The organism is Streptomyces sp. NPDC028910, from assembly GCF_055564955.1.
In genome coordinates, this window is sequence record NZ_JBVHVF010000002.1 from 271,945 (window position 1) to 297,704 (window position 25,760).

A 25,760-nucleotide genomic window follows, 5' to 3' on the forward strand; every position below is an offset into this window, starting at 1 on the left:
ATGGGAGATCTGCTCGTCTTCGTACTGAGCGGTCTGGTCTCCGGCGCCCTGTACGCACTGCTCGCCACCGGGCTGGTGCTCTCGTACTCGGCGTCCGGGCTGTTCAACTTCGCGCACGGAGCCACCGCCTACCTGTGCGCGCTCACCTTCTACGAGGTGCACTCGGGGCTGGGCTGGCCGGCCGTCCCGGCGGCGCTGCTGGTGGTGTGCGTACTGGCCCCCGGTCTCGGCTGGGGGCTGGACCGGCTGATGTTCCGGCGGCTCGCGCGGGTCGGTGAGACGGCGCAGATCGTGGCGACCATCGGGCTGCTGGTGGCGCTGCCGGCCGCCGGGCTGTGGGTGGTGGAGCTGCTGGCGGACGCGGGCGCGCCGGTGAAACCGGCGGAGAACCAGTTCGGGCTGCCGGGCGTGGGGCCGAGCCCCGCGAAGTCCTGGCAGCTCGCGGAGGGCGTCGGCATCGACTCCGACCAGCTGATCACCTGGGTGGTCACGGCGCTGGTGGCGGTGGCCCTGTGGGTGCTCATGCGGCACACGCGGCTGGGGCTGCGCCTGAGGGCCGCCGTCGACAACCGCTCGCTGACCGAGCTGCGCGGGATCAGCGCCGACCGGCTGTCGTCGGTGGCGTGGATGATCGCGTCGGGGCTGGCCGGGCTGGCGGGTGTGCTGGCGACGCCGCTGCTGGGGCTGTCGGCGCACGACTTCACGCTGTTCCTGTTCGTGTCGGCCACGGCGGCGGTCATCGGGCGGTTCGCGTCCGTGCCGCTCGCCTTCGCGGGCGGGCTGGGACTGGGCGTCCTGCAGAACCTGGTGGCCGGGTACGCGTCCTTCGCCGAGGGCATCACCGGCTTCCGTACGGCGGTGCCGTTCCTGATCCTGTTCGGGGGCCTGCTGGTACTGACCCGCAGGGCGCGGACGGCGGGGGTCGCGGCCGTGGACGCGCCGCCGGTGGACCATCTGGCCGGGGCCTCCTGGGGGCGGCGGTGGGGGGTGTGGGCGGCGGGCGGGGCGCTGTTGTGCGTGGCGTTCTACACCGTGACCACGCCCTTCTGGAGCGGGCTGCTGGCCCAGGGGCTGGCCGTGGCGCTGGTGTTCATGTCCTTCACCGTGGTGACGGGGCTGGGGGCGATGGTGTCGCTGGCGCAGGGCACCTTCGTGACCGGGGCGGCGCTCGTGGCGGGACTGCTCATGAGCCGGGGCTGGCCGTTCGTGGCGGCGCTGGCCGTGGGCACGTGCGTGGCGGCCCTGCTGGGGGCGCTGGTCGCGCTGCCGGCGCTGCGGCTGGGCGGCAGGTCCCTGGCGCTGGCCACGCTGGCGCTGGCGTTCCTGGCCGACCAGGTGCTGTTCCAGATGCGGTGGTTGCGGAACGGGGATTCGGGGTGGGCGATCCCGCGGCCGGTGTTCGGGCCGGTGGACCTGTCCGACGACCGCGCGCTGGGGGTGGCCCTGGTGGTGCTGGTCACGCTGGTGGCCGCCGGGCTGAGCGCGGTGCGGGGCTCCCCGTCGGGGCGGGCGATGCTGGCGGTGCGGTCGGCCCCGGCGGCGGCGGTGGCCTCGGGGGTTTCCGTGCTGCGGACGAAGCTGCTGCTGTTCACGCTGTCGGCGGGGCTGGCCGGGTTCGGGGGCGTGATGTACGCGTCGTACAACACCCGGATCACGGCCACCGACTTCACGGCGATGACGGGGCTGGTGTGGCTGGCGGTGGTGGTGGCGGCGGGGGTTCGACGGCCGCAGTACGCCGTGGTGGCGGGGCTGGTGTTCGCCGTCGCGCCGCGGCTGCTGGCGGACTACGTGACGGCGTCGGCCCATCTGCCGGTGATCCTGTTCGGCCTTGCCGGGCTGGCCCTGGCCAATGACCCGGACGGGTATTGCGCGGCCGTGCCGGTGCGGCTGGCGCGCAGGCGTGCCGCCGCTTCTCGGGGCTCCGCCCCGAACCCCGCGCCTCAAACGCCGGCGGGGCTGGATACGGCCGGGGCCGCGCCCCGGACCCCGTACGTGCGCTGCGCGCCCGTGCCCTCAAACGCCGGGCGGGCTGAATCAGCCCCGGGGCCCGCGCTCGAGCTGCGCGGGGTCACCGCCGGGTACGACGGGGGGCTGGTCCTGCACGGGGTCGATCTCACCGTCCGGCGGGGCGAGATCCTCGCCGTGCTCGGGCCCAACGGGGCCGGGAAGACCACCGCGTGCCGGGTGGCCGCCGGGGCGCTGCCCGTCGCGGGCGGAGCGGTGTACGTGGCCGGCCGGGACGCGACCCGGGACGGGGCCGTACGGCGGTCACGGGCCGGGGTGCTGCTCGCCCCCGAGGGCCGGGGGATCTTCCCCGCGCTCACCATCGAGGAGAACCTGGCCCTGTACCTCAAGGAGGCCGACGCCCGGGCCGCCGTCTACGCCCGCTTCCCCCGGCTCGCGGAACGCCGCGGGGTGGCCGCCGGGGCACTGTCCGGCGGCGAGCAGCAGATGCTCGCCCTGGCACCGCTGTTGCAGCGGCCGCCCGAGGTGCTGATCGCCGATGAACCCTCGCTGGGGCTCGCCCCGCGGGTCGTGGAGGAGGTGTACGCGCTGCTCACCGAGCTCCGCGACACCGGGACCGCGCTGCTCCTGGTGGAGGAGAAGGCCGCTGAGATCCTCGGGATCGCCGACACCGTGGCCTACCTCTCCCAGGGGAGGGTCTCCTGGTGCGGCCCCCGGGCCGAGGTGGAGGCGGACCGGCTCACCGAGGCCTACCTGGGGATGGGGACATGACCGGTTACGTGCTGGAAGCCAGGGGCATCAGCGTCCGCTTCGGTGGCGTCCGGGCCCTGACCGGGGTGGACCTGGGGATCCGGGCGGGCGAGGTGTGCGGGCTGATCGGACCGAACGGGGCCGGGAAGACCACGCTGTTCGACGTCCTGTCGGGGATCCGCCGGCCCGACCGGGGCCGGATCCTGCTGGACGGGGCGGACATCACGCGCCGCTCCCCCGTCTGGCGGGCCCGGCACGGGATGCGCCGGACCTTTCAGCGGCAGCAGTTGTTCGGGCAGCTCAGCGTGGCCGACCACCTGCTGGTGGCGCAGGAGTGGCGGGGCGGCGGGGGCGGGCTGGCCGCCGATCTGCTCGCCCTGCCGACCCGGCGGGCGCGGGAGCGGGCGCGCCGGGTCCGCGGCGAGCGGGTGCTGGCCGACTGTGGGATCGGCGCGCTCGGGACCTCGTACGCCGGCGGGCTGCCGGTCGGGCAGGCACGCATGGTCGAACTGGCCCGCGCGGTGGCCGATCCGCCGCGGGTGCTGCTGCTGGACGAGCCCGCGTCCGGCATGTCGGCGCCCGAGCGCGAGCAGCTCGCGGTGGTCGTCCGGCGGCTGGCGGCGCAGGAGGGTTGTGCGGTGCTGCTGGTCGAGCACAACGTGGCCTTCGTGATGGACCTCTGCACGCGTGTCGTCGTAGTGGACCTCGGGACGGTGCTCGCCGAGGGCACGGCGGCCGAGGTGCGGGCGAACCCGCTCGTGCGGGAGGCGTACCTCGGGACCGCGTGAGGAGCGGCCGGCCAGCACGGATGACGGATCGCGGATCGCGGGTGGCGCATCGGGGGCGGCGGGCGGCGGGAATACGTCGTACGAGGGGCCGGTTGTCGCCCCTCGTACGACGCCGTACGGCCACCGCACCACCGCACCACCGCACCGACGTGAGGGAACGACCAGACGTGAACCAGGTCCCCGCCATCAAGCTCAACAACGGCACGCTCATGCCGCAACTCGGCTTCGGCGTCTGGCAGGTGCCGGACGCGGAAGCGGAGCGCGCCGTCGGGACCGCGCTGGAGGCCGGTTACCGCAGCATCGACACGGCCGCCGTCTACCGCAACGAGGCGGGCACCGGCAAGGCCCTGGCCGCCTCCGGTGTGGCGCGCGAGGAGCTGTTCGTCACCACCAAGCTGTGGAACGGCCCGAAGCAGCGGTGGGGCCGGGACGAGGTGCTGCGCGCCTTCGACGACTCCCTCTCCAAGCTGGGCCTCGACCACGTCGACCTGTACTTGATCCACTGGCCGCGCCCGATGCGCGACGACTTCCTCTCCATCTGGCAGACCTTCGAGGAGATCGCGGAGAGCGGCCGCGCCAAGGCGGTCGGCGTGTCGAACTTCCGCCCGGCGGACCTGGAGCGGCTCGCCTCGACCAGCGCGCTGGTGCCGGCCGTGAACCAGGTCGAGCTGCACCCGCTCTTCCCGCAGGCCGAGCTGCGCGCCGTGCACGCCGCGCGCGGGATCGCCACCGAGGCCTGGTCCCCGCTCGGCCAGGGCAAGGAGCTCCTCACGCTCCCGGCCGTTGCCGCGATCGCCGCCCGGTACGGCCGCAGCGCCGCCCAGGTGGTGCTGCGCTGGCACCTGCAGCACGGGAACATCGTGATCCCGAAGTCCGTGACCCCCGCGCGCATCCGGGAGAACCTGGACGTCTTCGACTTCGAGCTGGAGGCCGCCGACGTCGCCGCGCTGGACGCCTTGGGCGCGGGACCGACGGGCCGCCGGATCGGGCCGGACCCGGCCGTCTTCGACGTGTGAGGGCGGGCGTCCAGGTGAACCAGTTGAACCAGGCGAACCTTTCCGAGGGGCTCTACCGGATCCGCAACGTCGACAGCGGTCTGGTGCTCCAGCTGGAGGGCGCCTCCCGGGTGCGGGTCGGGCCGGACGGGCCGCCCGCGCCGGAGGCCGCCCGCCGGTGGCGCATCTCGCCGGTGCACAGCGGCGGCGGGATCTTCCATGTGGTGAGCGAGGACAACGAGCGGCGCCTCGACGTCGCGAACGCGTCGACGGACAGCGGCGCGCGGGTGCAGGTGTGGCGGGCCAACGCCTTCGGCGCGCAGGAGTGGATCGTCGAGCAACACCTCGACGATCCCGGGGTGGTGTCGCTGATCGCCTGCATCAGCGGCCTGCCGCTGGAGGCCGACGAGGAGGGCCGGGCCCGGCAGGGCGAGGACACCGACTCCGCGTCCCAGTGGTGGCGGCTGGAGCCGGTGTAGCCGCGCGACGCGAAGCCGGCGAGGCTGGATGTGCCCCAGGTGTCAGACGCGTACGAAGCTGCGCAGCCGGTACGTCGGCTCCGCGCGCGGGACGTCCTGGTCCGGCAGCAGTTCCAGCCGGGCCGCCAGTTCCCGCGCGGTGATGCCGCGCGGGACGATGCGGGAGGCGTACCGTCCCGCGAGCAGCGCCGCGGCGGAGCCGCGCGGGCTGCGGCCCTGACCGTGGCCGGTGAAGCGGGCTTCGCCGGCCGGGCGCAGGCCCGCCCGCGACGCGTACGCCTCGACCTCCCCGGAGGCGTCCGCGGGGGTCGGCGTCAGGTGCGCGGCGAACACGGCGTCGATGTCGCTGCCGACGTCGTGCGCGGAGTCCTTGTCCACAGTGGCGATGAGGACTCCGCCGGGTCGCAGCACCCGCCCGGCCTCGGCGATCACCGCCGGCACCAGTCCCGGCTCCCGCAGCAGGTGCAGCAGCCACACCGCGCTCACCGCGTCCAGCGAGCCCGGGCGCACCGGCAGCCGGGCCGCGTCGGCGAGGGCCACGGGGACGCCGCGCCGCAGCGCCATCGAGGCCATGCCGTGGGAGGCGTCCACGCCCAGGACGCGCAGGCCGGGGCGGTTCAGCCGGGTGGTGACGATGCCCGTGCCGCAGCCGAGGTCGAGGAGGGTGTTCACGTGGGCCGGGAGCAGCCCGAGGACGGCTTCGGCCGCGGCCTCGGCGCGCGGGACGCCGCCGCGGGTGGCGTCGTAGGCCTCGGCCTCCGCGTCGTAGTCGAGCAGGGGCCGCGCCACCGCTATCTGTGTGGTCATCAGCGCGCGCCGTGGGCCGGGGCCAGGGCTTCGACCCGTTCGGCGAGCGCGAAGTCGGACTCCGTGACCACACCGCCGGCGTCGTGGCTGTTCACGGAGAGCCGGACCGTGTTGTAGCCGAGCGTGAGGTCCGAGTGGTGGTTCAACTCCTCCTGGACCGCGGCGATGTGGGCGACCAGGGCGCTCGCGGCGATGTGCGTGCCCAGCCGGTAGGTGCGGAAGATCCGGTCGTCCTCGAAGGCCCAGCCGGGGAGTTCCCGCAACCGGTCCTCGATCTCCTTCTGTGACAGCGGCTCACTCGGCATGCACCGGCTCCTTTTCCCCGTGACGTGTGGTCAAGGTTCCCACAGTGCACGCCGGAGCGAACCTTTCGCGCCATAGTGCGCTCGGGTACTTCTGTGCCTTCCGCGCCCACCGCGCCCCCCATATGCTCCTGCGCCGGACGTGACTGTTACCAGCGGTAACGAGGGGGCATTCGCAATGGTGAGCACAGGCAGTTCCAGGCGTACGTTCATCGCGGGCGCGGGCGCGGCGGCGACCGCCACCGCCTGGTCCGCCGGGGTCGCGGCGACGCCGGCGGCGGCCACCGCGGCGGCGGCCGCCACGACACCGCCGAACGGCCGGCGCGTCGCCGTCCTCGGCGGCGGGGTGGCCGGTCTGACCGCGGCGCACGAACTCGCCGAGCGCGGCTACGCCGTCACCGTGTACGAGCGCCGGGCGCTCGGCGGCAAGGCCCGCAGCATGGACGTACCCGGCAGCGCCCGCGGCGGCCGCAGGCCGCTGCCCGCCGAGCACGGCTTCCGCTTCATCCCCGGCATCTACCACAACCTCCCCGACACCATGCGGCGCATCCCCTTCCCCGGGAACGCCAACGGCGTGTGGGACAACCTCGTCGCCCCGCGCGAGATGATGTTCGCCCGGGCGGCCGGGCGCGAGGACCTGCGCGCGCCCATCCCCTGGCCCGACCACTCCCCCGCCGAGCTGACGCCCGACGAGCTCCGGCGCGCCCTCACCGGCATCCTGCAGACTCTGGTCCGGCTCCCGCTGCACGAGACGGCGTACTTCGTCGACCGCGCGCTCGTCTTCCTCACCAGCTGCGACGAGCGGCGTGACGAGGTCTGGGAGCGGACCCCGTGGTGGGACTTCGTGCGCGCGGAGCGGATGTCGAGCGAGTACCAGCGCATCCTCGCCGTCGGCATCACCCGCAACATCGTGGCGACCAAGGCCGAGGAGGCTTCCACCCGTACGGTCGGCACCCTGGGCGAGGCCTTCGTCTTCAACGCGCTGGGGCGCGGTGCGGACGGCCCGCCGGACCGGATCCTCAACCTGCCGACCAACGAGGCGTGGATCGACCCGTGGGAGGCCCATCTGCGCTCGCTGGGCGTGGAGTTCAGGATCGGATGGACCGTGCGGGAGGTGCAGTACGGGGACGGCCGGGTGAGCGGGGTCGCCGTCGAGGGCCCGGACGGCGCCCGGCGGACCGTCACCGCCGACCACTACGTCAGCGCGCTGCCCGTCGAACACGCCCGCCGCACGTGGAGCGCGGGGCTGCGGGCCGCCGATCCGATGCTGGGGCGCTGCGACAAGCTGGAGACCGACTGGATGACCGGCATCCAGTTCTACCTCACCGAGCGGGCCCCGCTGGTGCACGGCCACCTCAACTGCATCGACTCGCCGTGGTCGTTGACGGCGATCCAGCAGGCCGAGCACTGGCCGTCCCGGAACTTCCCCGTCGACTACGGCGACGGCACGGCGGTCGACTGCCTGTCGGTGGACATCTCGGAGTGGGACAAGCCGGGGATCCTGTACGGGAAGACGGCCAAGCAGTGCACGCGCGAGGAGGTGGCGCGCGAGGTGTGGGCGCAGCTGAAGGCTTCCCTCAACGACAGCGGGAAGACCCTGCTGAGCGACTCCAAGCTGCACTCCTGGTTCCTGGACCCGGGTGTGGACGGGCTCGGCACCCCGCATCCCACCAACCAGGACGAGCTGCTGATCCACCCGGTCGGCACCCTCCACAACCGGCCGAGCGCGGGCACCCGCGTCCCGAACTTCTTCCTCAGCGGGGACTACGTCGCGGTCGACATCGACCTGGCGACGATGGAGGGCGCCAACGCCTCGGCCCGTGCGGCCGTCAACTCGCTCCTGGACCGGGACGGTTCGAAGGCGGAGCGGTGCACGGTCCGGCCGATGTACCGGGCTCCCGAGGTGGAGTCCGCCAAGCGGCACGATCTGTGGCGCTACCGTCTCGGCCTGCGCAACGTCTTCGACGTGGGCTGATCCGGGACGACTTGGGCCTGAACCCGTCGACCGACGTGGACCACCGACGTGGACTACCGTCGTGGGCATGACCACCATGACACCCACGGTCGGCGCACTGCTCCGCGCATGGCGGGAGCGGCGCGGGATCAGCCAGCTGGAGCTGGCGCACCGCGCCGACTCCTCGTCCCGCCACATCAGCTTCATCGAGACCGGGCGGTCCCGGCCGAGCGAGGAGATGGTGCTGAGGCTCGCCGACCGCCTCGACGTACCGATGAGGGAGCGCAACTCGCTGCTGCTGGCGGCGGGTTACGCCCCGCACTACGCGCAGACGGCCCTGGACGACCCTTCGATGGAGACGCTGCGCGAGGGCTTGCAGCGGCTGCTGACCGGCTACGAGCCCTACCCGGCGCTGGTCGTCGACGCCGCGTACGACGTCGTCGCCGCCAACCGGGGCGTCCTGATGCTGATGAACGGGCTGCCGGAGCACCTGCTGACGCCGCCGCTGAACGCCATGCGGATCACCCTGCACCCCGAGGGCCTCGCCCCGCGCATCCACAACCTGAAGGAGTGGCGCGGACACCTGCTGGCCCAGATGGAGCGGCAGATAGCACTGGCCCGCTCCGAGCCGCTGCGCGCGCTGTACGAGGAGGTGTCGGCGTACCCGGTAGCGGAACGCCCCGGCGACGCGGAGCCGCAGGAGGCGGTCCCCTACATCGCCCTGCCGCTGGTCATCGAGCACGACGGGCACCTGCTGTCCTTCGTGTCGTCGATCGCGACCTTCAACACGCCGATGGACGTGACCGTCGCCGAGCTGGCCATCGAGACGATGCTCCCGGCCGACCCGGCGACGGTGAAGTACTTGCGCTCACTCGGCGACTGAGCGCAGGGCGAGCTGCTGGACCACGGCGAACGAGGCCACGGTGAGGGCCTGCGCCGGGATCCACACCAGACCGGCGGTGGTGGGCGTGAACCAGACCAGCAGGGACACCAGACTGAGCACCGCCCAGGCGTAGTTCGTCTCGACGACCAGCTTCACGCCGAAGGCGGGCGGCTGGCGGCGCGAAGCCAGCCATCCGACCGCCGCGCCGTACAGCACCAGCAGGATCCCGAGCTCCAGCAGCACGCCCTGGCCGACTCCGAGCAGCCGTCCGATCGGGCCGGAGAAGGCGACGTAGGCGAGCCCGTTGCCGGTGGTGACCACGGCGTCGAGGGCGAGGAAGCGGCGCAGCATGGTCTGCGGGACGCTGGTGCGGGCGATGCTGCCGAGCAGGGTCGCGGACATGGGGAATCAGCCTCCATCGAGGTCGAACGGCCGGGCGGGACGCGGGCCCCGGAACCGAGTGCGCGGCTCCGGAACCCGATGAGCCCACTGTGCCGACCGTTCGCGACGGGGTCGATTACCTCCGAGGTAAGCAGCCCCGAACCCCGGCTGGAGAAGGGTGTCGGTCAGGTGCCGGTGAGGTGCTCGGGGCGGACCGGCGTCCTGCTGAGCTCCAGGCCCGTCGCGTTCCGGATCGCCGCGAGGACGGCCGGGGTGGACGACAGGGTCGGGGCCTCGCCGATGCCGCGCACTCCGTACGGCGCGTTCGGGTCCGCCAGTTCGAGGTAGTCGACGGGGATGGTCGGGGTGTCGAGGATGGTCGGGATCAGGTAGTCCGTGAAGGAGGGGTTCTTCACCTTCGCGGTCTTCGGGTCCACGATGATCTCCTCCATCACCGCGACGCCCAGGCCCTGGGTGGTGCCGCCCTGGATCTGGCCGACGACGGAGAGCGGGTTGAGCGCCCTGCCGACGTCCTGGGCGCAGGCCAGTTCGATGACCTTGACCAGGCCGAGCTCGGTGTCGACCTCCACCACCGCGCGGTGCGCGGCGAAGGAGTACTGGACGTGGCCGTTGCCCTGGCCCGTGACGAGGTCGAAGGCCTCGGTGGGGCGGTGCCGCCACTCCTCCTCGACCTCCACGACCTCGTCCTCGAGGACGTCCACGAGGGTGGACAGGACCTCGCCGCCGTCGGTGACGACCTTGCCGCCCTCCAGGAGCAGTTCGGCCGTGGCCCACGCCGGGTGGTAGGAGCCGAACTTGCGCCGGCCTATTTCCAGGACCTTCTCACGGACGAGTTCGCAGGAGTTCTTGATGGCGCCGCCGGTCATGTACGTCTGGCGGCCCGCGGAGGTCGAACCGGCCGAGCCCACCTGGGTGTCGGCCGGGTGGATGGTCACCTGCGTGACGCCCAGCTCCGTACGGGCGATCTGCGCGTGGATGGTGACACCGCCCTGGCCGACCTCCGCCATGGCCGTGTGGACCAGCACGACGGGCTCGCCGTTGACGACCTGGAGGCGCACCTTGGCGGTGGAGTAGTCGTCGAAGCCCTCGGAGAAGCCGACGTTCTTGATGCCGACCGCGTAGCCGACGCCGCGGACGACGCCCTCGCCGTGCGTGGTGTTGGAGAGGCCGCCCGGCAGCGCGCGGACGTCCGCGCCCTCGCCGGCGCTCTCCCACTGGCGCTCGGGCGGCAGCGGGCGGGCCTTGACCCGGCGCAGCAGTTCGGCGACCGGTGCCGGCGAGTCGACCCGCTGTCCGGTCGGCATGATCGTGCCCTGCTCCATCGCGTTCTTCTGCCGGAACTCCACCGGGTCCATGCCCAGCTTGGCGGCCAGCTTGTCCATCTGGGCCTCGTACGCGAAGCAGGCCTGGACGGCGCCGAAGCCGCGCATCGCGCCACAGGGCGGGTTGTTCGTGTAGAGGCCGATCGCCTCGATCTCGACGTCGTCGATGACGTACGGGCCGACAGAGAGGGACGCGGCGTTGCCGACGACCGAGGCCGTGGACGACGCGTAGGCGCCGCCGTCGAGGACGATCTTGCACTTCATGTGCGTGAGCTTGCCGTCCTTGGTGGCGCCGTGCTCGTAGTAGAGCTTCGCCGGGTGACGGTGCACGTGACCGAAGAAGGACTCGAACCGGTTATAGACGATCTTGACCGGCTTGCCCGTGCGCAGCGCGAGCAAGCAGGCGACGATCTGCATCGAGATGTCCTCGCGGCCACCGAACGCGCCGCCGACGCCGGCCATCGTCATGCGCACCTTCTCCTCGGGCAGCCCGAGGACGGGGGCGATCTGCTTGAGGTCCGAGTGCAGCCACTGGGTGGCGCAGTAGAGGTCGACGCCGCCATCCTCGGCGGGGACGGCGAGGCCGGACTCCGGGCCGAGGAAGGCCTGGTCCTGCATGCCGAAGGTGTACTCGCCCTTGACGATGACGTCAGCCTTCTTGGCGGCCTCGCCGGCGTTGCCGCGGATGACCGGCTGGCGGTGCACGATGTTCGGGTGCGGGACGTGACCGGAGTGGTGGTCGTCGCGGTTCTCGTGCACGAGTACGGCGTCGGGAGCGGTCGCCGAGGCCTCATCGGTGATGAGGGGCAGCTCCCTGTACTCGATCTTGATCTTGGCCGCGGCGCGGCGAGCGGTCTCCGGGTGGTCGGCGGCCACGAGGGCGACCGGCTCGCCATGGTGACGGACCTTGCCGTGGGCCAGGACGGGGGTGTCCTGGAACTCCATGCCGTAGTACTTCATCTCGGCCGGCAGGTCGTCGTACGTCATGACGGCGTGGACGCCGTCCATCGCGAGGGCCTCGGCGGTGTCGATGGACACGATCTCGGCGTGGGCGACCGTGGAGCGCAGGATCTGGCCCCACAGCATGTCCTCGTGCCACATGTCCGAGGAGTACGCGAACTCTCCGGTGACCTTCAGCGTGCCGTCCGGGCGCAGCGTGGACTCGCCGATGCCGCCCTTGGTCCGGGAGCCCTGGGTGACGTTGGTGGGGATACCGGTGGTGGTGCCAGCCATGATCAGACCGCGCCTTTCTGGAGTCCTTGACGTTCCTGACGGGCCGCGGCCAGGCGGACCGCGTCCAGGATCTTCTCGTAGCCCGTGCAGCGGCAGAGGTTGCCCGACAGCGCCTCGCGGATGTCCGCGTCGGACGGCTCGCTGTTGTGCTCCAGCAGCGCGTCGGCCTGGACCAGGAGCCCCGGGGTGCAGAAACCGCACTGGACGGCGCCGGCGTCGATGAACGCCTGCTGGATGGTGGAGAGCGGGGCGCCCTCGCCGGTCTGCGAATCGGCGCCCTTGGCGGACCACCGCCGTGCGTCCTCCAGGGAGGTGCCCTCGCCGTCGTCGGTGCCGCGACCCCCGTCCGCGGCACGCTGCTCGGCGTGGTCGGCGAGGCCCTCGACGGTCACGACGTCGCGGCCCTCGACCTGGCCCGCGGCGACGAGACAGGAACAGACCGGCACGCCGTCGAGACGGACGGTGCAGGAACCGCACTCACCCTGCTCACAGGCGTTCTTCGAACCCGGCAGACCCAGGCGCTCACGCAGGACGTACAGGAGGGACTCGCCCTCCCACACGTCGTCGGCTTCCTGCTGACGGCCGTTGACCGTGAAATTGACGCGCATGATTACGCAGCCCCTTCAAGCGAGCGGCCGTTGCCGGTACCGCGGTACTGCTCCCAGGTCCAGACGAGCTGGCGGCGAGCCATGATGCCAACCGCGTGACGGCGGTACTTCGCCGTGCCGCGGACGTCGTCGATCGGGTTGGCCGCGCCGGAGGCGAGGTCACCGAACTGCTTGGCGATCGACGGAGTGATGACCTTGCCCGACTCCCAGAAGCCGCCCTCCTCGAGCGCGGCGTTCAAGAACTCCTCGGCGGCCTTCGCCCGGATCGGCGTCGGCGCGGCCGAACCGATACCCGTACGGACCGTGCGGGTCTCGGGGTGCAGCGCCAGACCGAACGCGCAGACCGCGATGACCATCGCGTTGCGCGAACCGACCTTGGAGTACTGCTGCGGGCCGTCCGCCTTCTTGACGTGAACGGTCTTGATGAGCTCGTCGGCGGCCAGCGCGTTGCGCTTCACACCCGTGTAGAACTCGTCGATCGGGATCAGGCGAGAGCCGCGTACGGACTCCACCTCGACCTCGGCACCCGCCGCCAGCAGCGCCGGGTGGGAGTCACCGGCCGGCGAGGCACAACCGAGGTTGCCGCCGACGCCGCCGCGGTTACGGATCTGCGGGGACGCGACCGTGTGCGAGGCGAGCGCGAGACCCGGGAGCTCCGTGCGGAGGTTTTCCATGATCTGCGTGTACGGGACGGAGGCGCCCAGTTGGACGGTCTCCTCGGCGACGTGCCACTCCCGGAGCTCGGCGATGCGGTTCAGGTCCAGGAGGTACTCGGGGCGACGGTGGTCGAAGTTGATCTCGACCATCACATCGGTGCCCCCCGCAATCGGCACAGCCGTGGGGTGCTCGGCCTTGGCGGCGAGCGCCTCCTCCCAGCTGGCGGGGCGAAGGAAGTCCATGCGCGGCTCTCTTCTTCTTCATCGGGTGGTTCGTGGTGAGTCGTTCGTCCGGGGCGTTCGTGTGGATGCCTTGAAGTAGACCGAGCGATCAAGGGGGCGAGGCAGTCACCGATCCCCCGAAACCGGCCTCTCCGTCGGCTGTGGACCACCGTGCTTTCCCACCGCGTCGTGCCTGTGAGCTGCGGCGATCCGCGTTACGGAAACAATGTGAACCTTTCGGGGGCACGTGAGAGAGTGGCGATCATGCGGTTGCGCGAACTCTTGGACGTGGACGAGCTGGGGCTCGTGCTGCTCGTGGGTCAGGACGCCGGCGACAGCTCTGACGACCGGACCGTGAGCGCCGTTCTGACGACCGACCTGGTCGACCCCGGTCGCTTCCTCGCCGGCGGCGAACTCGTCCTCACCGGGCTCGCCTGGTGGCGACAGGACGGAGACGCCGAGCCTTTCGTGCGCGTCCTCGGCCGGGCGGGGGTCACGGCCCTCGCCGCCGGCGAAGCCGCACACGGATTCGTCCCGGACGACCTCGTACGCGCCTGCCGACGCCACGGCCTGCCCCTCGTCGCCGTGACACCGGAAACGTCGTTCACCGCGATCACCGAACACGTCCTGCGCCGGCTGCACCGCCGGCACGTCGGCGACCTCGCCGCCGTCGTCGAACGCCACCGCCGGCTCCTCACCGACCGCAGCGCCCCGGACGTTGTACTGGAGCTCCTGCGGCACAGCCTCGGCCTCGACGTGCGCGTCCTGTCCGCGACCGGACGTCAGATAGCCGGGGCACGCCCTCTGCTGCACGCCAAGACGGCGATGGCACTGGCCGGGAGGTACCTCGCCGCGCGCCGTTCGTGCGAGGCGGCTCCCCATCGGGTCACGATCGGGGACCGGCTCTACTCCCTCGTGCCGGTACACGACGCCGCCGGCCCGTCGACCGCGGCGCAGGACGCCGCCGAGTTGGGTGACTGGCTGCTGGTCGTGGAGGCGGACACGTCGACCTGGCCGGCGACGGACGTGGAACTCCTCGGCCGGATCGTCGAACTGGCCGCTGACGCGCGATCCGCACACCACCAGGCGAAGGTGGCGCTGAACGACCTGGCCCGTACACTCCTCGACCTGCTGCACAGCCGCGTCCCGGCCGATGAGATCCCCGTCCGGCTGAGCAGCACCGCGCAGGCCGTCGTCAGCCAGAAGGACACCTGGCAGCGCTGCCAGTTCGTGGTCGCCAGGGGAGGGTGGCACGGAACAGGCCCCATCCCCGCCCGGGCCCTGCGCGTACTCCTGGAGGAGGCCCTGATCCAACCGGACGGCCCGGTGCCGGTATCGCCGCAGGACATCGCCGCCACCGTCGACGACGAACAGGCCGTACTTTTCGTACTGGTCCCCGAACCCGTGGACGGGCTCCCCGAACCGGCTCTCGACGGCGCTGCCCTCCAGCGCAGACTCGCCGCGGTACTCGCGCGCTGGCTCGGCCCGGCGGGCAACGTCCGCGTCGGCGTCAGCTCCCCGGTGGCAGCACCCGGGAACGCACGCCGGGCGCTCGACGAGGCGCGCACCGCGCTGCGGGTCGCCGATGACGGCCCGGAACGAGTGACCGTGCGCGGCCCCGACGACCTCACCTCGCACATCCTGTCGCTGCTGCCCCTCATCCCGGCCGCGACCCGGCAGGCCTTCGCCGCCCGTCTGCTCGGCCCCCTGCGCGATCACGACAGCCGCCACCGAACCGACCTGCTGCCCACGCTGGAGCGGTTCCTCGAGTGCGACGCGTCCTGGACCACCTGCGCCGCCCAACTCCACCTGCACGTGAACTCGTTGCGCCACCGCATCGCCCGCATCGAGCAACTCACCGGCCGGGACCTGGGCCGGCTCGAGACCAGACTGGACTTCCTGGCGGCCCTGAGGGCCGGCTGAGCGCCGTCCGACCCGCTCGTGGAGCGCGCACCGCCCTGGTTCCTCACCGAGTAACGCGCGGTCATGCCAACCCTTTTTGAGTTGTACGGCAGGAAACGTTGGGGTTCCCCTGGTTCGGTCAAGGGCGGGAGGCTAGGCTTCACGCAGCATCAACTCGAACGTCTTGTCGACATATATGGAGAAAGCCCCGGTGCGAGCCGCCGCCCGAACCGACCTCGCCGCGATCTGGCGTCGCGTCGAGGCGCTGTCGGAGCGGCGCGGTCAGGATCCGGCCGAGGTGCTGGCGGTGGAGCGGCTGAGTCACCTGTCCGGAGTCGAACCCGGCCGCATTCCACGGGTGGTGGCGGGCACGGCCGTCGAGGTGCCGTTGGAGCAGCGCGTGCACGAGCGCTTCCTGCGGCTGCGCGCCACCCGTCGCGACAAGCACGGCCGGGAATGGCCGCTCGCCGCCATCGCCGACGACTTCGACGCCCCCGGGGCCTCCCTCGGCCCCCTCAACGCGGGCACCGGACTGCCGCGGATGGGTCACGCGGCGGGCGTGCAGCGGTTCTTCGGCGTCTACGCCGGCTTCCTCCTGGCCGACAGCAAGAGCGCGGTGGAACGGGCCCTCGCCCTGTCGGCCACCACCCCCTCGGCCACCACCCCCTCGGACGGCCGGGACGACCTGGCGCACCTGTCGTACCTCACCGGCATCACCCCACAGGCCATCCGGCTCACCCTCGACGGCAAGCCGCCCCGGCTTCCCCTGAAGGAGCAGGTGCACCAGCGGTTCGAGCACCTGCGCCGCACCCGCGTACGGGAGGACGGCCAGCCCCATTCGCTCGCGGCCATCGCCAAGTCCTTCGACGCGTCAGGGCAGTCGCTGACCCGCCTCGCCCAGGGCGAGGGTCTGCCGAACCTCGCCGCGGCCGCCGGTATCCAGCGTTTCTACGGGGTCGAGGGCGGCTTCCTGCTGGCCGACGACACCGAGGCGCTCGCCACCGCCCTCGCCGTGGTCGAGGGCGAGCTGGAGTCCGCTGAGCGGGAGCGGGAGAACCCGATGCTGGCCGTGATGCGGGCGCACGACGTACGGAGCATCGTCACGCGTGCCGGCCGGCTCTCCCCGCGGGGCTGGAAGTCGCTCGCCGACCACCTGGACGATCTGCTCGCGCGTGAGGGCCAGCTCGGCCGTCCGCCGACGGCGCCGACCGAGGGCCGAGCCGCTGAGAGCCCGACCGCCGGAGAGCCGACTGCCGAGGGCGGGGCGTCATGAGGACGACGCGGGCGATGCGACAGCTCGGCGGCGATCTGCTGGCCGGCGCCCGTCTGACGGCGCCGGTGGGTGCCGCCGAGATCATCGGGGCGGTGTGCGCCGCGTACGCCCGGCGGCGCGGCGGTCGGAAGGTCGACTTCCGCTTTGCCTCGTTCCCGCCCGACACGGCCAGTGGCCTCTGGCTGCAGATGGACGAGCGCGATCTCCTCGTCATCGAGGAACGCACCCGCCCCGAGCACCAGCTCGTCATCGCGTGCCACGAGCTGTGGCACGTGGACGAGGGCACCTGCGACAGCCACGGCCCGGGCATGGCGGTGGCCGCCCGGCTGACGGGCCGCCACGGCGACCTCGCGGAGCTGCTGCGTTCGGACACCGGGCTGAGCACGCTGGTCCGGCAGGCCGCCGCCCGTGCCGACCGGGAGGACCCCGCGGAGATCCGGGCCGAGACCTTCGGCCTGTACCTCGGCAAACTCCTCAAGCCCCATCTGCCACCACCCCGGGAAGAGCAGTTCCCCGAGGCGATCGAGCGCATCAAGACCTCGCTCGGCTGGGGGCGTTGAGCGTCACGCCGGTGACCATCTCCTCGCCCCCTGCCGCACCCCTTGCGCCGATGCCCTCAGCACGGCCCTGACAGAGAGCACGACACGATGACCCAGTCTTCCCCGCCCCGCCACGCCGTCGTCATCGGCGGCAGCATGGCCGGCCTGCTCGCGGCCGCCGTCCTGGCCGAGTCCGCGACGGTCACGATCATCGACGCCGACAGCCTCCCGGACAGCCCGGCACCGCGCCGCGGACTGCCCCAGGCCCGGCACGTCCACGTCATGTGGTCCGGCGGGGCGCGCGCGATCGAGGACATCCTGCCCGGCATCACCGAGGACTGGACGGCGGCGGGCGCGATCCGCCGCAGCCTGCCCACCGACCTGGTCACCAAGACCGCCGAGGGCTGGATCCCGCGCTGCGCGGAGATGCAGTTCAACATCTCCTGCAGCCGCGACCTCCTCGACTCGGTGGTCCGGGCCCGGGTCACCGCGCTGAAAGGGGTCTCCACCCTCCAGCAGAGCCGCGTCCGGGGCCTGGAGGGCACGGCGGCCCGGATCACCGGGGTCCGCGTCGACACCCCGGACGAGGAGGGCAGGCTCGTGCCCGCCGACCTCGTCGTCGACGCGAGCGGGCGCGGCTCCCGCGCCCGGATCTGGCTGCAGGAGCTCGGCGTGAGCGGCATCAGGCAGGCGGAGGTCGACTCCGGCCTGGTCTACGCGACCCGGATCTTCGAGGCGCCCGCCGGAGCCCACGCGTCGGGTTTCCCCATAGTCAACGTGCAGTCCGATCCCCGGGTGCCCGTACCGGGCCAGACGGCCACGATCGTGCCCATCGAGAACGGCCAGTGGCAGGCCACCCTGTCCGGCACCCGCGGCGGCCAGCCGACCGGCGACCCCGACGCGTTCATCCCCTTCGCCAAGGGCATCCGGGACCCGATCGTCGGCGAGCTGCTGGAAGGCCGCAAGCCCCTCACGGACGTCGCCGTCACCAAGGGCACGGCGAACCGCCGGATCTACTTCGAGAAGGTCGCCCTGCCCGACGGCTTCTTCGCCGTGGGCGACTCGGTCGCCACCTTCAACCCGCTGTACGGGCAGGGCATGACCGTCGCCGCCCAGGGGCTGCTGGCCGTCCGCTCCCTGCTGCGCTCCAAGGGACTCGCCCACCCCGCCTTCGGCCGCGAGGCGCAGCGCGCGATCGCCCCGCAGGTGGCCACCGCCTGGGACCTCGCCACCTCGCAGGACATCCTCTATCCCGGCGCCACCGGCATGAAGCCGCGGACGGGGGCCGGGCTGCTCAACGCGTACGTCAGCCGGCTGATGACGGGGGCCACCACCCGGGACGCGCTGACCGCGGCCTTCCTCCAGGTCATCACCATGAGCAGCGCGCCCACCCACTGGCTGCGGCCGTCGGTGGTCTGGCACGTCCTGCGCGCCTCGGACCGGGGTGCGCTGACCGCGCCGCCGCTCACGGCCGCCGAGCGGACCGTCGCCGGGCTCGACCAGAGGTCCGGTCCGGCCGACCCCGTCGGCCGGGTCCGGTGAAGGACGGCCTCATCCTCTACGTGCCGGGGGCGCTCCTGATCCTGATCCTGCTGGTCAAGGCGCCGACATTGCGCCGGGGTTGGGACCAGCCGCTGATGCGGGCGGTGTGCGCGCTGCTGGTCGTCGGCTCTCTCGTGCTGGTCCTGGCGGCGCCGCCGACGATCGCGGCGGTCAACCGCCTCACCGGGGTGCCCAACTTCTCGGCGCCGCTCGTCTTCGGCCTGATCACCGCGTTCTCCGGGGCGTGCGTCGTCCTGGTCCTGCAGTGGGGCGGCGGCCCGCCGGCCGCGGTGCGCCGGGCCACCTTGCTGGCGGTGGCCGGGTTCGGCGCCGTCACGGCGGCGATCGTCGTCCTGTTCGTGATCGGCGACGCGCCGGTGGAACGCCTGCGGGACCTGGACACGTACTACGCCGGCACGCCCTGGATCCGGGAGATGATCGTCTGCTACCTGCTGGCCCACACGGTGGGCAGCTCGGCGCTGACCGTGCTGACCGGGCGGTGGCTGCGGCGCGCCGACCCCTCCCTGCGGCCGCTGCGCACCGGGCTGGCCCTGATCGTGCTAGGCGGGCTGCTGGACCTCGGCTACCTCGCCGCCAAGTGGACCGCGCTGGGCGCCCGGTGGAGCGGCCGCGATTGGGACGCCCTGTCCACCGAAGTGGCCCCGCCGCTGGCCTCGGGGGCGGCGCTCATGGTCGCGACGGGCTTCATCGTGCCGCTGGTCGGCGGATCGGCGGCCTGGCGGGACTTCAGCCAGTACCGGCGGCTGCACCCGCTGTGGAAGGCCTTGCGGGGCTTCGCCGCGTCCAGTGTGCGGACGGTGCCGCTCACCTGGTGGTCACCGGTCGGGATCCGGCTGATCCACCGCGAGTCCGTCATCGACGACGGGATCCTGGCCCTCGCCCGCTGGTTCGACCCCGCCGTGCGCCGCGCGGCGTACGAGGCCGCGCGCGCCCAGGGCATGGGCGAGGCCCGGGCCGCGGTCGTGGCCGACGCCGCCATGCTCGCCGCGGCGTGCCGGCGCGGGGCGGCCGGTGGGGAGGTCGGGCGCCCGGACCCGGCGTACCGGCTGGACAGCAGCCCGCTGGGCGCACTGGCCCGGGAGTTCCGCACCTCACCCATCGTCGCCGCGGCCCGCGAGGCCGCCGCCACGCGGACCTGACCGACCGGCCTCAGAGCTGGTCGAGGTCCAGCCCGGCCTGCGCGGCGGCCGCCCGGACGGTCTGCTCCAGCAGTACGGCGATGGTCATCGGGCCGACTCCGCCCGGCACCGGGGTGATCAGCGAGGCCCGGGCGGCGGCCGACTCGAAGTGGACGTCGCCGACGTTGCCCTCGTTGTACCCGGCGTCCAGGACCACGGCGCCCGGCTTGATGTCCTCGCCGCGGATGAACTCGGCCTTGCCGACGGCTGCGACCAGCACGTCCGCCTGGCGCACGATCGACGGGAGGTCCCGGGTGCGGGAGTGGCAGTAGGTGACGGTGGCGTTCTGCTCCAGCAGGAGCATCCCGGCCGGCTTGCCGAGGATGGCGCTGCGGCCGACGACGACGGCGTGCTTGCCGGTCAGGTCCACGTCGTAGGCGGCGAGGAGGCGCATGATGCCGCCGGGGGTGCAGGAGACGAAGCCCGGCAGCCCGAAGCCCATGGCGGCGAAGGAGTGCATGGTGACCCCGTCGACGTCCTTGCCGGGGGCGATGGCCTCGAAGGCGGCGCGCTCGTCGATGTGGTGCGGGACCGGGTGCTGGAGCAGGATGCCGCTGATCCCGGGGTCCTCGGAGAGCGCGGTGAGGGTGGCCACCAGCTCCTCGGTGGTGGTCCCGGCCGGCAGCTCGACGTGGCGGGAGGTGATCCCGGCCTTGGCGCAGCGGTTCTGCTTCATGCGTACGTAGGTGACGGAGGCGGGGTCCTCACCGACCAGCACGGTCGCGAGACAAGGCGCGGTGCCGGTGCGCTCGGTGATCTTCGCCGCGTGGGCGGCGGTCTGCTCCGAGATGCGGCGGGCGAGGGCGGTGCCGTCCATCAGCCGGGCGGAGGCGGGGGCAGTCTGCGTGTTCGATGCAAGAGGGGCGGTCGTCACGGGGTCTCCTGAACGTCGCTGCGGATCGCGGTTCGCCCAGGCGCGCGGCAGTCGACGTACGGAAGGTCCGGAGGTACGCCGGGCCGCTCCCCGGTGGTGATCCACCCGAACGCCAGTCACGGCCCGCCGCCCACTGTAGTCGACCGAACAGATGGTTGACCGGTGCCGAACCTGGGACGATCAGCATCGGAGCCGTGATCTACTTTCTCCGGAAGGTGGTCGAACGCGAAGGTCCGTTCGTCGTCGCGCACCCCGCCCGCTTCCTCGTCGAAGCCCGCAAAAAGGGCTGACGGAGAGGGCGGACGGATCCACGCCGGATCGGTTGCGCGGCCACAGCGTGGCGCAGGTCACTCAATTCAGCGCGTAACGAATCGACTCGGGCATGCGATGAACCGACAGGTGTCCTCGCGCGGCCCCGGAATACAGACCCCCCTCGGGTCTGTTTCCCGAGTTCGCGCGATGATGTCCCGCCCACCCCTTATCTGTTCGCAACGAGAGGCTCCTTGTGTCGCTCAGCCCGTCCCGTACGTTCCCTCCGGAGATCGCCGAATCCGAGGCCCTGGTCACGCTCGTCGAGCGTGGCCGCGAGCAGGGTCACATCAACGGTGACGACGTGCGCCAGGCCTTCGAGGCCGGCCGCATCCCGGTGGACCAGTGGAAGCGGGTCCTGCGCAGCCTGAACCAGGTCCTGGACGAGGAGGGTGTCGCCCTTCACGTCAGCGCGGCCCCCGCCACCAAGGCTGCCGCCAAGAAGCCCCGCAAGGCTGCCGCCGCCCCGGCCCGCACCGTGGCCAAGAAGGCCCCCGCCGCGCCCCGCCCCATCGGCGCGCGCAAGGCCTCCGCCACCAGCCCGGCCCCTGCCGCGGCCTCGGCGATATCCGCATCGCCGGCCGCCGCCATCGAGGACGAGGCGTCTGCGGAGGCCGCCGCCGAGCCGAAGAAGCGCACGGTCAAGAAGACCGCCGCCAAGAAGACCGCCGTGAAGAAGACCGCCGCGGCGAAGAAGACCGGCGCCAAGGACGCCGACGAGGCCGAGACCCCCGTGGTCGAGGGCGAGGACTGGGCGGCCGAGGACCTCGCCGACGAGGCCGAGGAGGAGACCCCCAAGGCCGGCGGCGCCCAGGGCTTCGTGCTGTCCGACGACGACGAGGACGACGCCCCGGCGCAGACGGTCATGGTGGCCGGCGCCACCGCCGACCCCGTCAAGGACTACCTCAAGCTCATCGGCAAGGTGCCGCTCCTCAACGCCGAGCAGGAGGTGGAGCTCGCCAAGCGCATCGAGGCGGGTCTGTTCTCCGAGTACAAGCTCGAAGAGGAGGAGGACCACAAGCCCGCCTTCAAGCGCGAGCTGGAGATCCTCGTCGAGGACGGCCGCCGCGCGAAGAACCACCTGCTGGAGGCCAACCTCCGCCTCGTGGTCTCCCTCGCCAAGCGCTACACCGGCCGCGGCATGCTCTTCCTGGACCTGATCCAGGAGGGCAACGTCGGCCTGATCCGCGCCGTGGAGAAGTTCGACTACACCAAGGGCTTCAAGTTCTCCACCTACGCGACCTGGTGGATCCGGCAGGCGATCACGCGTGCCATGGCCGACCAGTCGCGCACCATCCGCATCCCCGTCCACATGGTCGAGATCATCAACAAGCTCGCCCGCGTGCAGCGCCAGATGCTCCAGGACCTCGGCCGGGAGCCCACTCCGGAGGAGCTGGGCAAGGAGCTCGACATGACCCCCGAGAAGGTCATCGAGGTCCAGAAGTACGGCCGCGAGCCGATCTCCCTGCACACCCCCCTGGGTGAGGAGGGCGACAGCGAGTTCGGTGACCTCATCGAGGACTCCGAGGCGGTCGTGCCGGCGGACGCGGTCTCCTTCACCTTCCTCCAGGAGCAGCTCCAGTCCATCCTGGGCACGCTCTCGGAGCGCGAGGCAGGCGTGGTCTCCATGCGCTACGGCCTCAACGACGGCCAGCCGAAGACCCTGGACGAGATCGGCCGCGTGTACGGGGTCACCCGTGAGCGGATCCGCCAGATCGAGTCCAAGACCATGTCGAAGCTGCGCCACCCGTCGCGTTCGCAGGTACTGCGCGACTACCTGGACTAAGCCGGCAGGTCTCAGGCCAGTCGGAAGACGGGCCCCCGTGGCGTGAACGGCAGGGAGGCACCCTGCGGGACCAGATAGGCGTGCTCGCGCCGGATCCGCAGGGTGTCGCACCACCCGTCCGTGATCACCAGCACCGGGGCCCCGGGCGGGAAGTCCTCCGCCCGCTGTAGCAGGTCGACGCCCGGCTGCAGCACGGTGCCGCCCCGCCCGCGCACCTTCACCCGGCCCGCGATCTCGGCGGGCGGAAGATAGCCCGCGTCGTACGGCGCCGCGTCGCAGAACACGACGCGTGCCGCCGGTACGTCGCGGGCTTCCGCGTACGAGGCGATGGCGCCCAGCGCCTTGCCGAGCAGGGCGGTGTTCATCGATCCCGAGGTGTCGAGCACCACCCCGAAGGTGCAGCGGGCGATCTCCTCGGGCGGAAAGTACCGGCCCGCGCGCGGGATGTCCGGAGTAGAGGCCTGCCGGCGGGCCGGGCGCGCGTAGGACCGTACGGCCACGGGCCGCGGCACGTACTCGTCGAACCAGCGGGCGAGCCGGGCGTCCCAGGGCACGGGCGGATGGGCCAGGGCCCGGATCTCCTGGATGAGCCCGGCGGGCAGCAGGCCGCGCTCCCCGCGCACGTGCAGGTCGAAGCCCTGGACCAGTCCGCGCCGGTAGAACTCGTCGAGGTCCGCGTACGGGCGCCCCGCGCCGTGCCCGAGCGGCTCGCCCAGGATGTCCCCGGCGCCCTTGCCGCGCAGGGTCGCGAGGCGGCGCATCCGGCGCAGGTCGGTGGCGATCCGGTCGTAGACCTCCTCGACGGAGAGCCCCCGCAGCTCCGGGTCGTACAGCAGCCCCTCGGGCATGCTGCCGATCCGCATCTCCACGAGCCAGCCGTTGACGACGTAGTCCGCGGCGACGTTGTGCAGGTACGGGTCCCGGGCGCCGCGGCGCTCGCCGTGGCGCAGGGCGGCGTGCAGCATCTCGTGGGCCAGGATGAACCGCCACTCCTCGTCCTCGAAGGTGCGCAGCGGGTTGATGTAGATCTCCCCCGCGGTGGCGCTGACGGCGGCGATGGAGATGGCCTGGGCGCGGGCCAGCTCGGCGTCGGCGACGACGGTCAGACCGGCGGCCAGCCCCCCGAGGAGCGGGTACGAGGAGACGAACCAGTTGAGCGCCCGGTCCCAGGGGCGCTGCGCGAGGCGTTCGCCGGTGGTCCGGTCGCGGCGGCCGCCCGCCACGTCCATGGCGGCGGAGACGCTGCGGGTGAGGGCGGCGGCGAAGGCGGTCTCCCAGTCGGGGACCGTGGTGTTCCAGGTCCGCCAGGTGACCAGGACCTGGTCCGGGTGGTCTCCGGCGGTGCCGCAGCGTTCATAGGCGGCCGGGATGCCGTCGCGCCGCCAGCGGGCGGCGAGCAGTTCCTCGTCCCCGCCGGGGTACTCCGACGGGAGGTGGTCCGGAGCCCGGCCGACCGGGAAGGTCAGCAGGAAGCGGTTGACGACGGCGCAGCGGGCGGCGAGGTCGAAGCGGTCGGGCTGGGTACGGCTCTCGTCCTTGGAGGCCGGAACGTGACCGAAGCCGAGGTGGAGCAGGGCGTGGGCGATGGCCCAGGCCCATTCCTGGGGGTCGGCCCGTTTGGTGGGGTGCACGTGGACGGTGCCGTTGGAGGTCACGGCGGCCAGTCCCCCGGCCGGGGTCGCCCCGCATCGGGCCTGGCGGCAGACCTTGCCGTCGACGGCACCGAGCGCCAGGTTCCGCTTGACCAGGGCGAGGCCCTCGGTGAAAGCCTGGGCGGCCGGATCGGGCTTGGCCGCCTTGCTTCGCGCGACACCGCTCATCGGCGGGCCTCGACCAGGCGGGGCATGTCGCGGGCGGCTTCGATCAGGAACCAGCCGGGCAGGACCGGCAGACCGTCTGCGTCGTCGGCGATCACGGTCTGGGCCACCTCGACGGAGATCTCGGCGAGCTGGACGAGCAGCGACTTGAAGCGGTACGCGGACTGCCGCATGGCGGGCGAGACGTGTTCCTTCTGCGCCGGGAGCTCCTTGAGCAGGCGGCCCCGGAAGGCCTCGGCCAGGTAGTACAGCAGGTCCCGGTCCTCCGGGCGGCGCGGCCAGTTCGCGTCGCCCTTCATGATCGCCTCGATGCCGAAGGTGTGGCGGACGATCTTCGCGTAGCCGCAGAAGGAGACGGCGTGGGCGGGGGTGAGGGTGCCGTGCGCGATCACCTTGAGGGTCTGCTCGTCGAGCTCGGCCCCGAAGGAGTGCAGGGCGTCGGAGAGCATGTGCCAGGAGCGAGGGGTGGAGAAGGGCTCCTCCGTCTTGGGCGGCTGCGACCACAGGTGGTCGGGGCGGTCGGTGAGGTAGTCGGTGACCCAGGGGTGGACGCCGTGCTCGCCGGCCCAGACCAGCCAGTCCCGTGCGGAGGCCTGGAGGTGGACGTGGGTGAGGCGGTTGACGAGCGCGGAGGCGATGGGCCGGGCCAGCGCGTTGTCCGTGGCCCGGTTGCCGGCGCCGATGACGATGGACCCGGCGGGCAGCTCGTAGGAGCCGATCCGGCGGTCGAGGATCAGGGAGTAGAAGGCCTTCTGGACGTCCGGGCTCGCGGCGTTGAGCTCGTCGAGGAAGAGGCAGTAGGGCTCGTCGCGGGCGATGGCCTCGGGCGGGCAGAAGACGGACCGGCCGTCACGGATCTGCGGTACGCCGATCAGGTCCTCGGGGGCGAGCTGCGTACCGAGCAGGCTGACGCACTCCAGGCCCAGCGAGTCGGCGAACTTCCGCACGAGCGAGGACTTTCCGATGCCGGGAGCGCCCCAGAGGAACACGGGCCGCACGGTGGCGAGGCCGAGCAGCAGTTCGGGGATCTGGGCGGGGGTGACGGTGACGGCGGCCTGCACGGGCGTGGATGTCCTCAGGGTGGGGCGGGTGACGCGGTGCGGCCAGTCTGGCCGCACCACGCGCCCCGGAGCATCCGGTTTTCCCGGGAGCC

21 protein-coding genes and 1 riboswitch are annotated in these 25,760 nt (G+C 72.4%); of the genes, 12 read left to right on the top strand and 9 right to left on the bottom strand.

What is annotated here, in order from left to right:
- The 4 genes from ACZ4TV_RS03925 to ACZ4TV_RS03940 all read left to right on the top strand — a co-directional run bounded on the left by ACZ4TV_RS03925 (position 1) and on the right by ACZ4TV_RS03940 (position 4,977).
- The gene (locus ACZ4TV_RS03925) at positions 1 to 2,736 is read left to right on the top strand and encodes an ABC transporter permease subunit (RefSeq protein ID WP_468130375.1); all 2,736 of its coding nucleotides are present in this window, start codon (positions 1 to 3) and stop codon (positions 2,734 to 2,736) included.
- Positions 2,733 to 3,503 carry an ABC transporter ATP-binding protein gene (locus ACZ4TV_RS03930; protein WP_468130377.1) on the top strand — a complete coding sequence of 257 codons (771 nt, stop codon included), beginning with the start codon at positions 2,733 to 2,735 and terminating at the stop codon, positions 3,501 to 3,503. The genes ACZ4TV_RS03925 and ACZ4TV_RS03930 overlap by 4 nt, the downstream gene beginning before the upstream one ends.
- A gap of 167 nt (positions 3,504 to 3,670) precedes the next feature.
- The gene (locus ACZ4TV_RS03935; RefSeq protein ID WP_468130379.1) at positions 3,671 to 4,519 is read left to right on the top strand and encodes an aldo/keto reductase; all 849 of its coding nucleotides are present in this window, start codon (positions 3,671 to 3,673) and stop codon (positions 4,517 to 4,519) included.
- Between the two features lie 14 nt (positions 4,520 to 4,533).
- Positions 4,534 to 4,977: an RICIN domain-containing protein gene (locus ACZ4TV_RS03940; protein ID WP_468130381.1), complete on the top strand. Its 444-nt coding sequence runs from the start codon at positions 4,534 to 4,536 to the stop codon at positions 4,975 to 4,977.
- Positions 4,978 to 5,019: 42 nt separating this feature from the next.
- On the opposite strand, the gene ACZ4TV_RS03945 is transcribed toward ACZ4TV_RS03940, so the two are convergent.
- Positions 5,020 to 5,754: a class I SAM-dependent DNA methyltransferase gene (locus ACZ4TV_RS03945; protein ID WP_468130714.1), complete on the bottom strand. Its 735-nt coding sequence runs from the start codon at positions 5,752 to 5,754 to the stop codon at positions 5,020 to 5,022.
- Between the two features lie 29 nt (positions 5,755 to 5,783).
- Positions 5,784 to 6,089, bottom strand: coding sequence for a 4a-hydroxytetrahydrobiopterin dehydratase (locus ACZ4TV_RS03950; RefSeq protein WP_468130383.1), 306 nt, complete (start codon positions 6,087 to 6,089; stop codon positions 5,784 to 5,786).
- Positions 6,090 to 6,264: 175 nt separating this feature from the next.
- Between ACZ4TV_RS03950 and ACZ4TV_RS03955 the strand changes: the two genes are divergently transcribed.
- Positions 6,265 to 8,061, top strand: a complete 1,797-nt coding sequence (locus tag ACZ4TV_RS03955) for a hydroxysqualene dehydroxylase (protein WP_468130385.1) — start codon at positions 6,265 to 6,267, stop codon at positions 8,059 to 8,061.
- Positions 8,062 to 8,128: 67 nt separating this feature from the next.
- Positions 8,129 to 8,923 carry a helix-turn-helix domain-containing protein gene (locus ACZ4TV_RS03960; RefSeq protein ID WP_468130387.1) on the top strand — a complete coding sequence of 265 codons (795 nt, stop codon included), beginning with the start codon at positions 8,129 to 8,131 and terminating at the stop codon, positions 8,921 to 8,923.
- Here ACZ4TV_RS03960 and ACZ4TV_RS03965 read toward each other — a convergent pair.
- The 4 genes from ACZ4TV_RS03965 to ACZ4TV_RS03980 form a co-directional block, all read right to left on the bottom strand.
- Positions 8,909 to 9,325 carry a hypothetical protein gene (locus tag ACZ4TV_RS03965; protein WP_468130389.1) on the bottom strand — a complete coding sequence of 139 codons (417 nt, stop codon included), beginning with the start codon at positions 9,323 to 9,325 and terminating at the stop codon, positions 8,909 to 8,911. The two genes, ACZ4TV_RS03960 and ACZ4TV_RS03965, sit on opposite strands and share 15 nt — an antisense overlap.
- Positions 9,326 to 9,489: 164 nt before the next feature.
- Positions 9,490 to 11,880: a xanthine dehydrogenase family protein molybdopterin-binding subunit gene (locus ACZ4TV_RS03970; protein WP_468130391.1), complete on the bottom strand. Its 2,391-nt coding sequence runs from the start codon at positions 11,878 to 11,880 to the stop codon at positions 9,490 to 9,492.
- Between the two features lie 2 nt (positions 11,881 to 11,882).
- Positions 11,883 to 12,488: a (2Fe-2S)-binding protein gene (locus tag ACZ4TV_RS03975; protein WP_468130393.1), complete on the bottom strand. Its 606-nt coding sequence runs from the start codon at positions 12,486 to 12,488 to the stop codon at positions 11,883 to 11,885.
- Between the two features lie 2 nt (positions 12,489 to 12,490).
- Positions 12,491 to 13,387: an FAD binding domain-containing protein gene (locus ACZ4TV_RS03980; RefSeq protein ID WP_468130395.1), complete on the bottom strand. Its 897-nt coding sequence runs from the start codon at positions 13,385 to 13,387 to the stop codon at positions 12,491 to 12,493.
- A 243-nt stretch (positions 13,388 to 13,630) separates the two neighbouring features.
- Here ACZ4TV_RS03980 and ACZ4TV_RS03985 point away from each other — a divergent pair, with 243 nt between their 5' ends.
- From ACZ4TV_RS03985 to ACZ4TV_RS04005, 5 genes are all read left to right on the top strand, one after another.
- The gene (locus ACZ4TV_RS03985; protein ID WP_468130397.1) at positions 13,631 to 15,289 is read left to right on the top strand and encodes a PucR family transcriptional regulator; all 1,659 of its coding nucleotides are present in this window, start codon (positions 13,631 to 13,633) and stop codon (positions 15,287 to 15,289) included.
- Positions 15,290 to 15,479: 190 nt separating this feature from the next.
- Positions 15,480 to 16,541: a hypothetical protein gene (locus tag ACZ4TV_RS03990; RefSeq protein ID WP_468130399.1), complete on the top strand. Its 1,062-nt coding sequence runs from the start codon at positions 15,480 to 15,482 to the stop codon at positions 16,539 to 16,541.
- The gene (locus ACZ4TV_RS03995) at positions 16,538 to 17,101 is read left to right on the top strand and encodes a toxin-antitoxin system, toxin component (RefSeq protein ID WP_468130401.1); all 564 of its coding nucleotides are present in this window, start codon (positions 16,538 to 16,540) and stop codon (positions 17,099 to 17,101) included. Before ACZ4TV_RS03990 ends, ACZ4TV_RS03995 begins: the two co-directional genes overlap by 4 nt.
- A gap of 87 nt (positions 17,102 to 17,188) precedes the next feature.
- On the top strand, positions 17,189 to 18,622 hold the full coding sequence (locus tag ACZ4TV_RS04000) for an NAD(P)/FAD-dependent oxidoreductase (RefSeq protein ID WP_468130403.1): 1,434 nt from the start codon (positions 17,189 to 17,191) through the stop codon (positions 18,620 to 18,622).
- On the top strand, positions 18,619 to 19,782 hold the full coding sequence (locus ACZ4TV_RS04005; protein WP_468130405.1) for an MAB_1171c family putative transporter: 1,164 nt from the start codon (positions 18,619 to 18,621) through the stop codon (positions 19,780 to 19,782). The genes ACZ4TV_RS04000 and ACZ4TV_RS04005 overlap by 4 nt, the downstream gene beginning before the upstream one ends.
- A gap of 10 nt (positions 19,783 to 19,792) precedes the next feature.
- On the opposite strand, the gene ACZ4TV_RS04010 is transcribed toward ACZ4TV_RS04005, so the two are convergent.
- Positions 19,793 to 20,638 (bottom strand): bifunctional 5,10-methylenetetrahydrofolate dehydrogenase/5,10-methenyltetrahydrofolate cyclohydrolase, encoded by an 846-nt coding sequence (locus ACZ4TV_RS04010; RefSeq protein ID WP_468130716.1) that lies wholly within the window; start codon positions 20,636 to 20,638, stop codon positions 19,793 to 19,795.
- Positions 20,639 to 20,722: 84 nt separating this feature from the next.
- Positions 20,723 to 20,825, bottom strand: a riboswitch (ZMP/ZTP riboswitch).
- 375 nt (positions 20,826 to 21,200) lie between these two features.
- On the opposite strand from ACZ4TV_RS04010, the gene ACZ4TV_RS04015 reads away from it, so the two are divergent.
- Positions 21,201 to 22,790, top strand: a complete 1,590-nt coding sequence (locus ACZ4TV_RS04015; protein WP_468130407.1) for an RNA polymerase sigma factor — start codon at positions 21,201 to 21,203, stop codon at positions 22,788 to 22,790.
- 11 nt (positions 22,791 to 22,801) lie between these two features.
- Here ACZ4TV_RS04015 and ACZ4TV_RS04020 read toward each other — a convergent pair whose 3' ends face one another.
- Both ACZ4TV_RS04020 and ACZ4TV_RS04025 read right to left on the bottom strand, forming a co-directional pair.
- Positions 22,802 to 24,610, bottom strand: coding sequence for a vWA domain-containing protein (locus ACZ4TV_RS04020; protein WP_468130409.1), 1,809 nt, complete (start codon positions 24,608 to 24,610; stop codon positions 22,802 to 22,804).
- Positions 24,607 to 25,668 (bottom strand): ATP-binding protein, encoded by a 1,062-nt coding sequence (locus ACZ4TV_RS04025; protein ID WP_468130411.1) that lies wholly within the window; start codon positions 25,666 to 25,668, stop codon positions 24,607 to 24,609. The genes ACZ4TV_RS04020 and ACZ4TV_RS04025 overlap by 4 nt, the downstream gene beginning before the upstream one ends.
- Positions 25,669 to 25,760 lie beyond the last annotated feature (92 nt).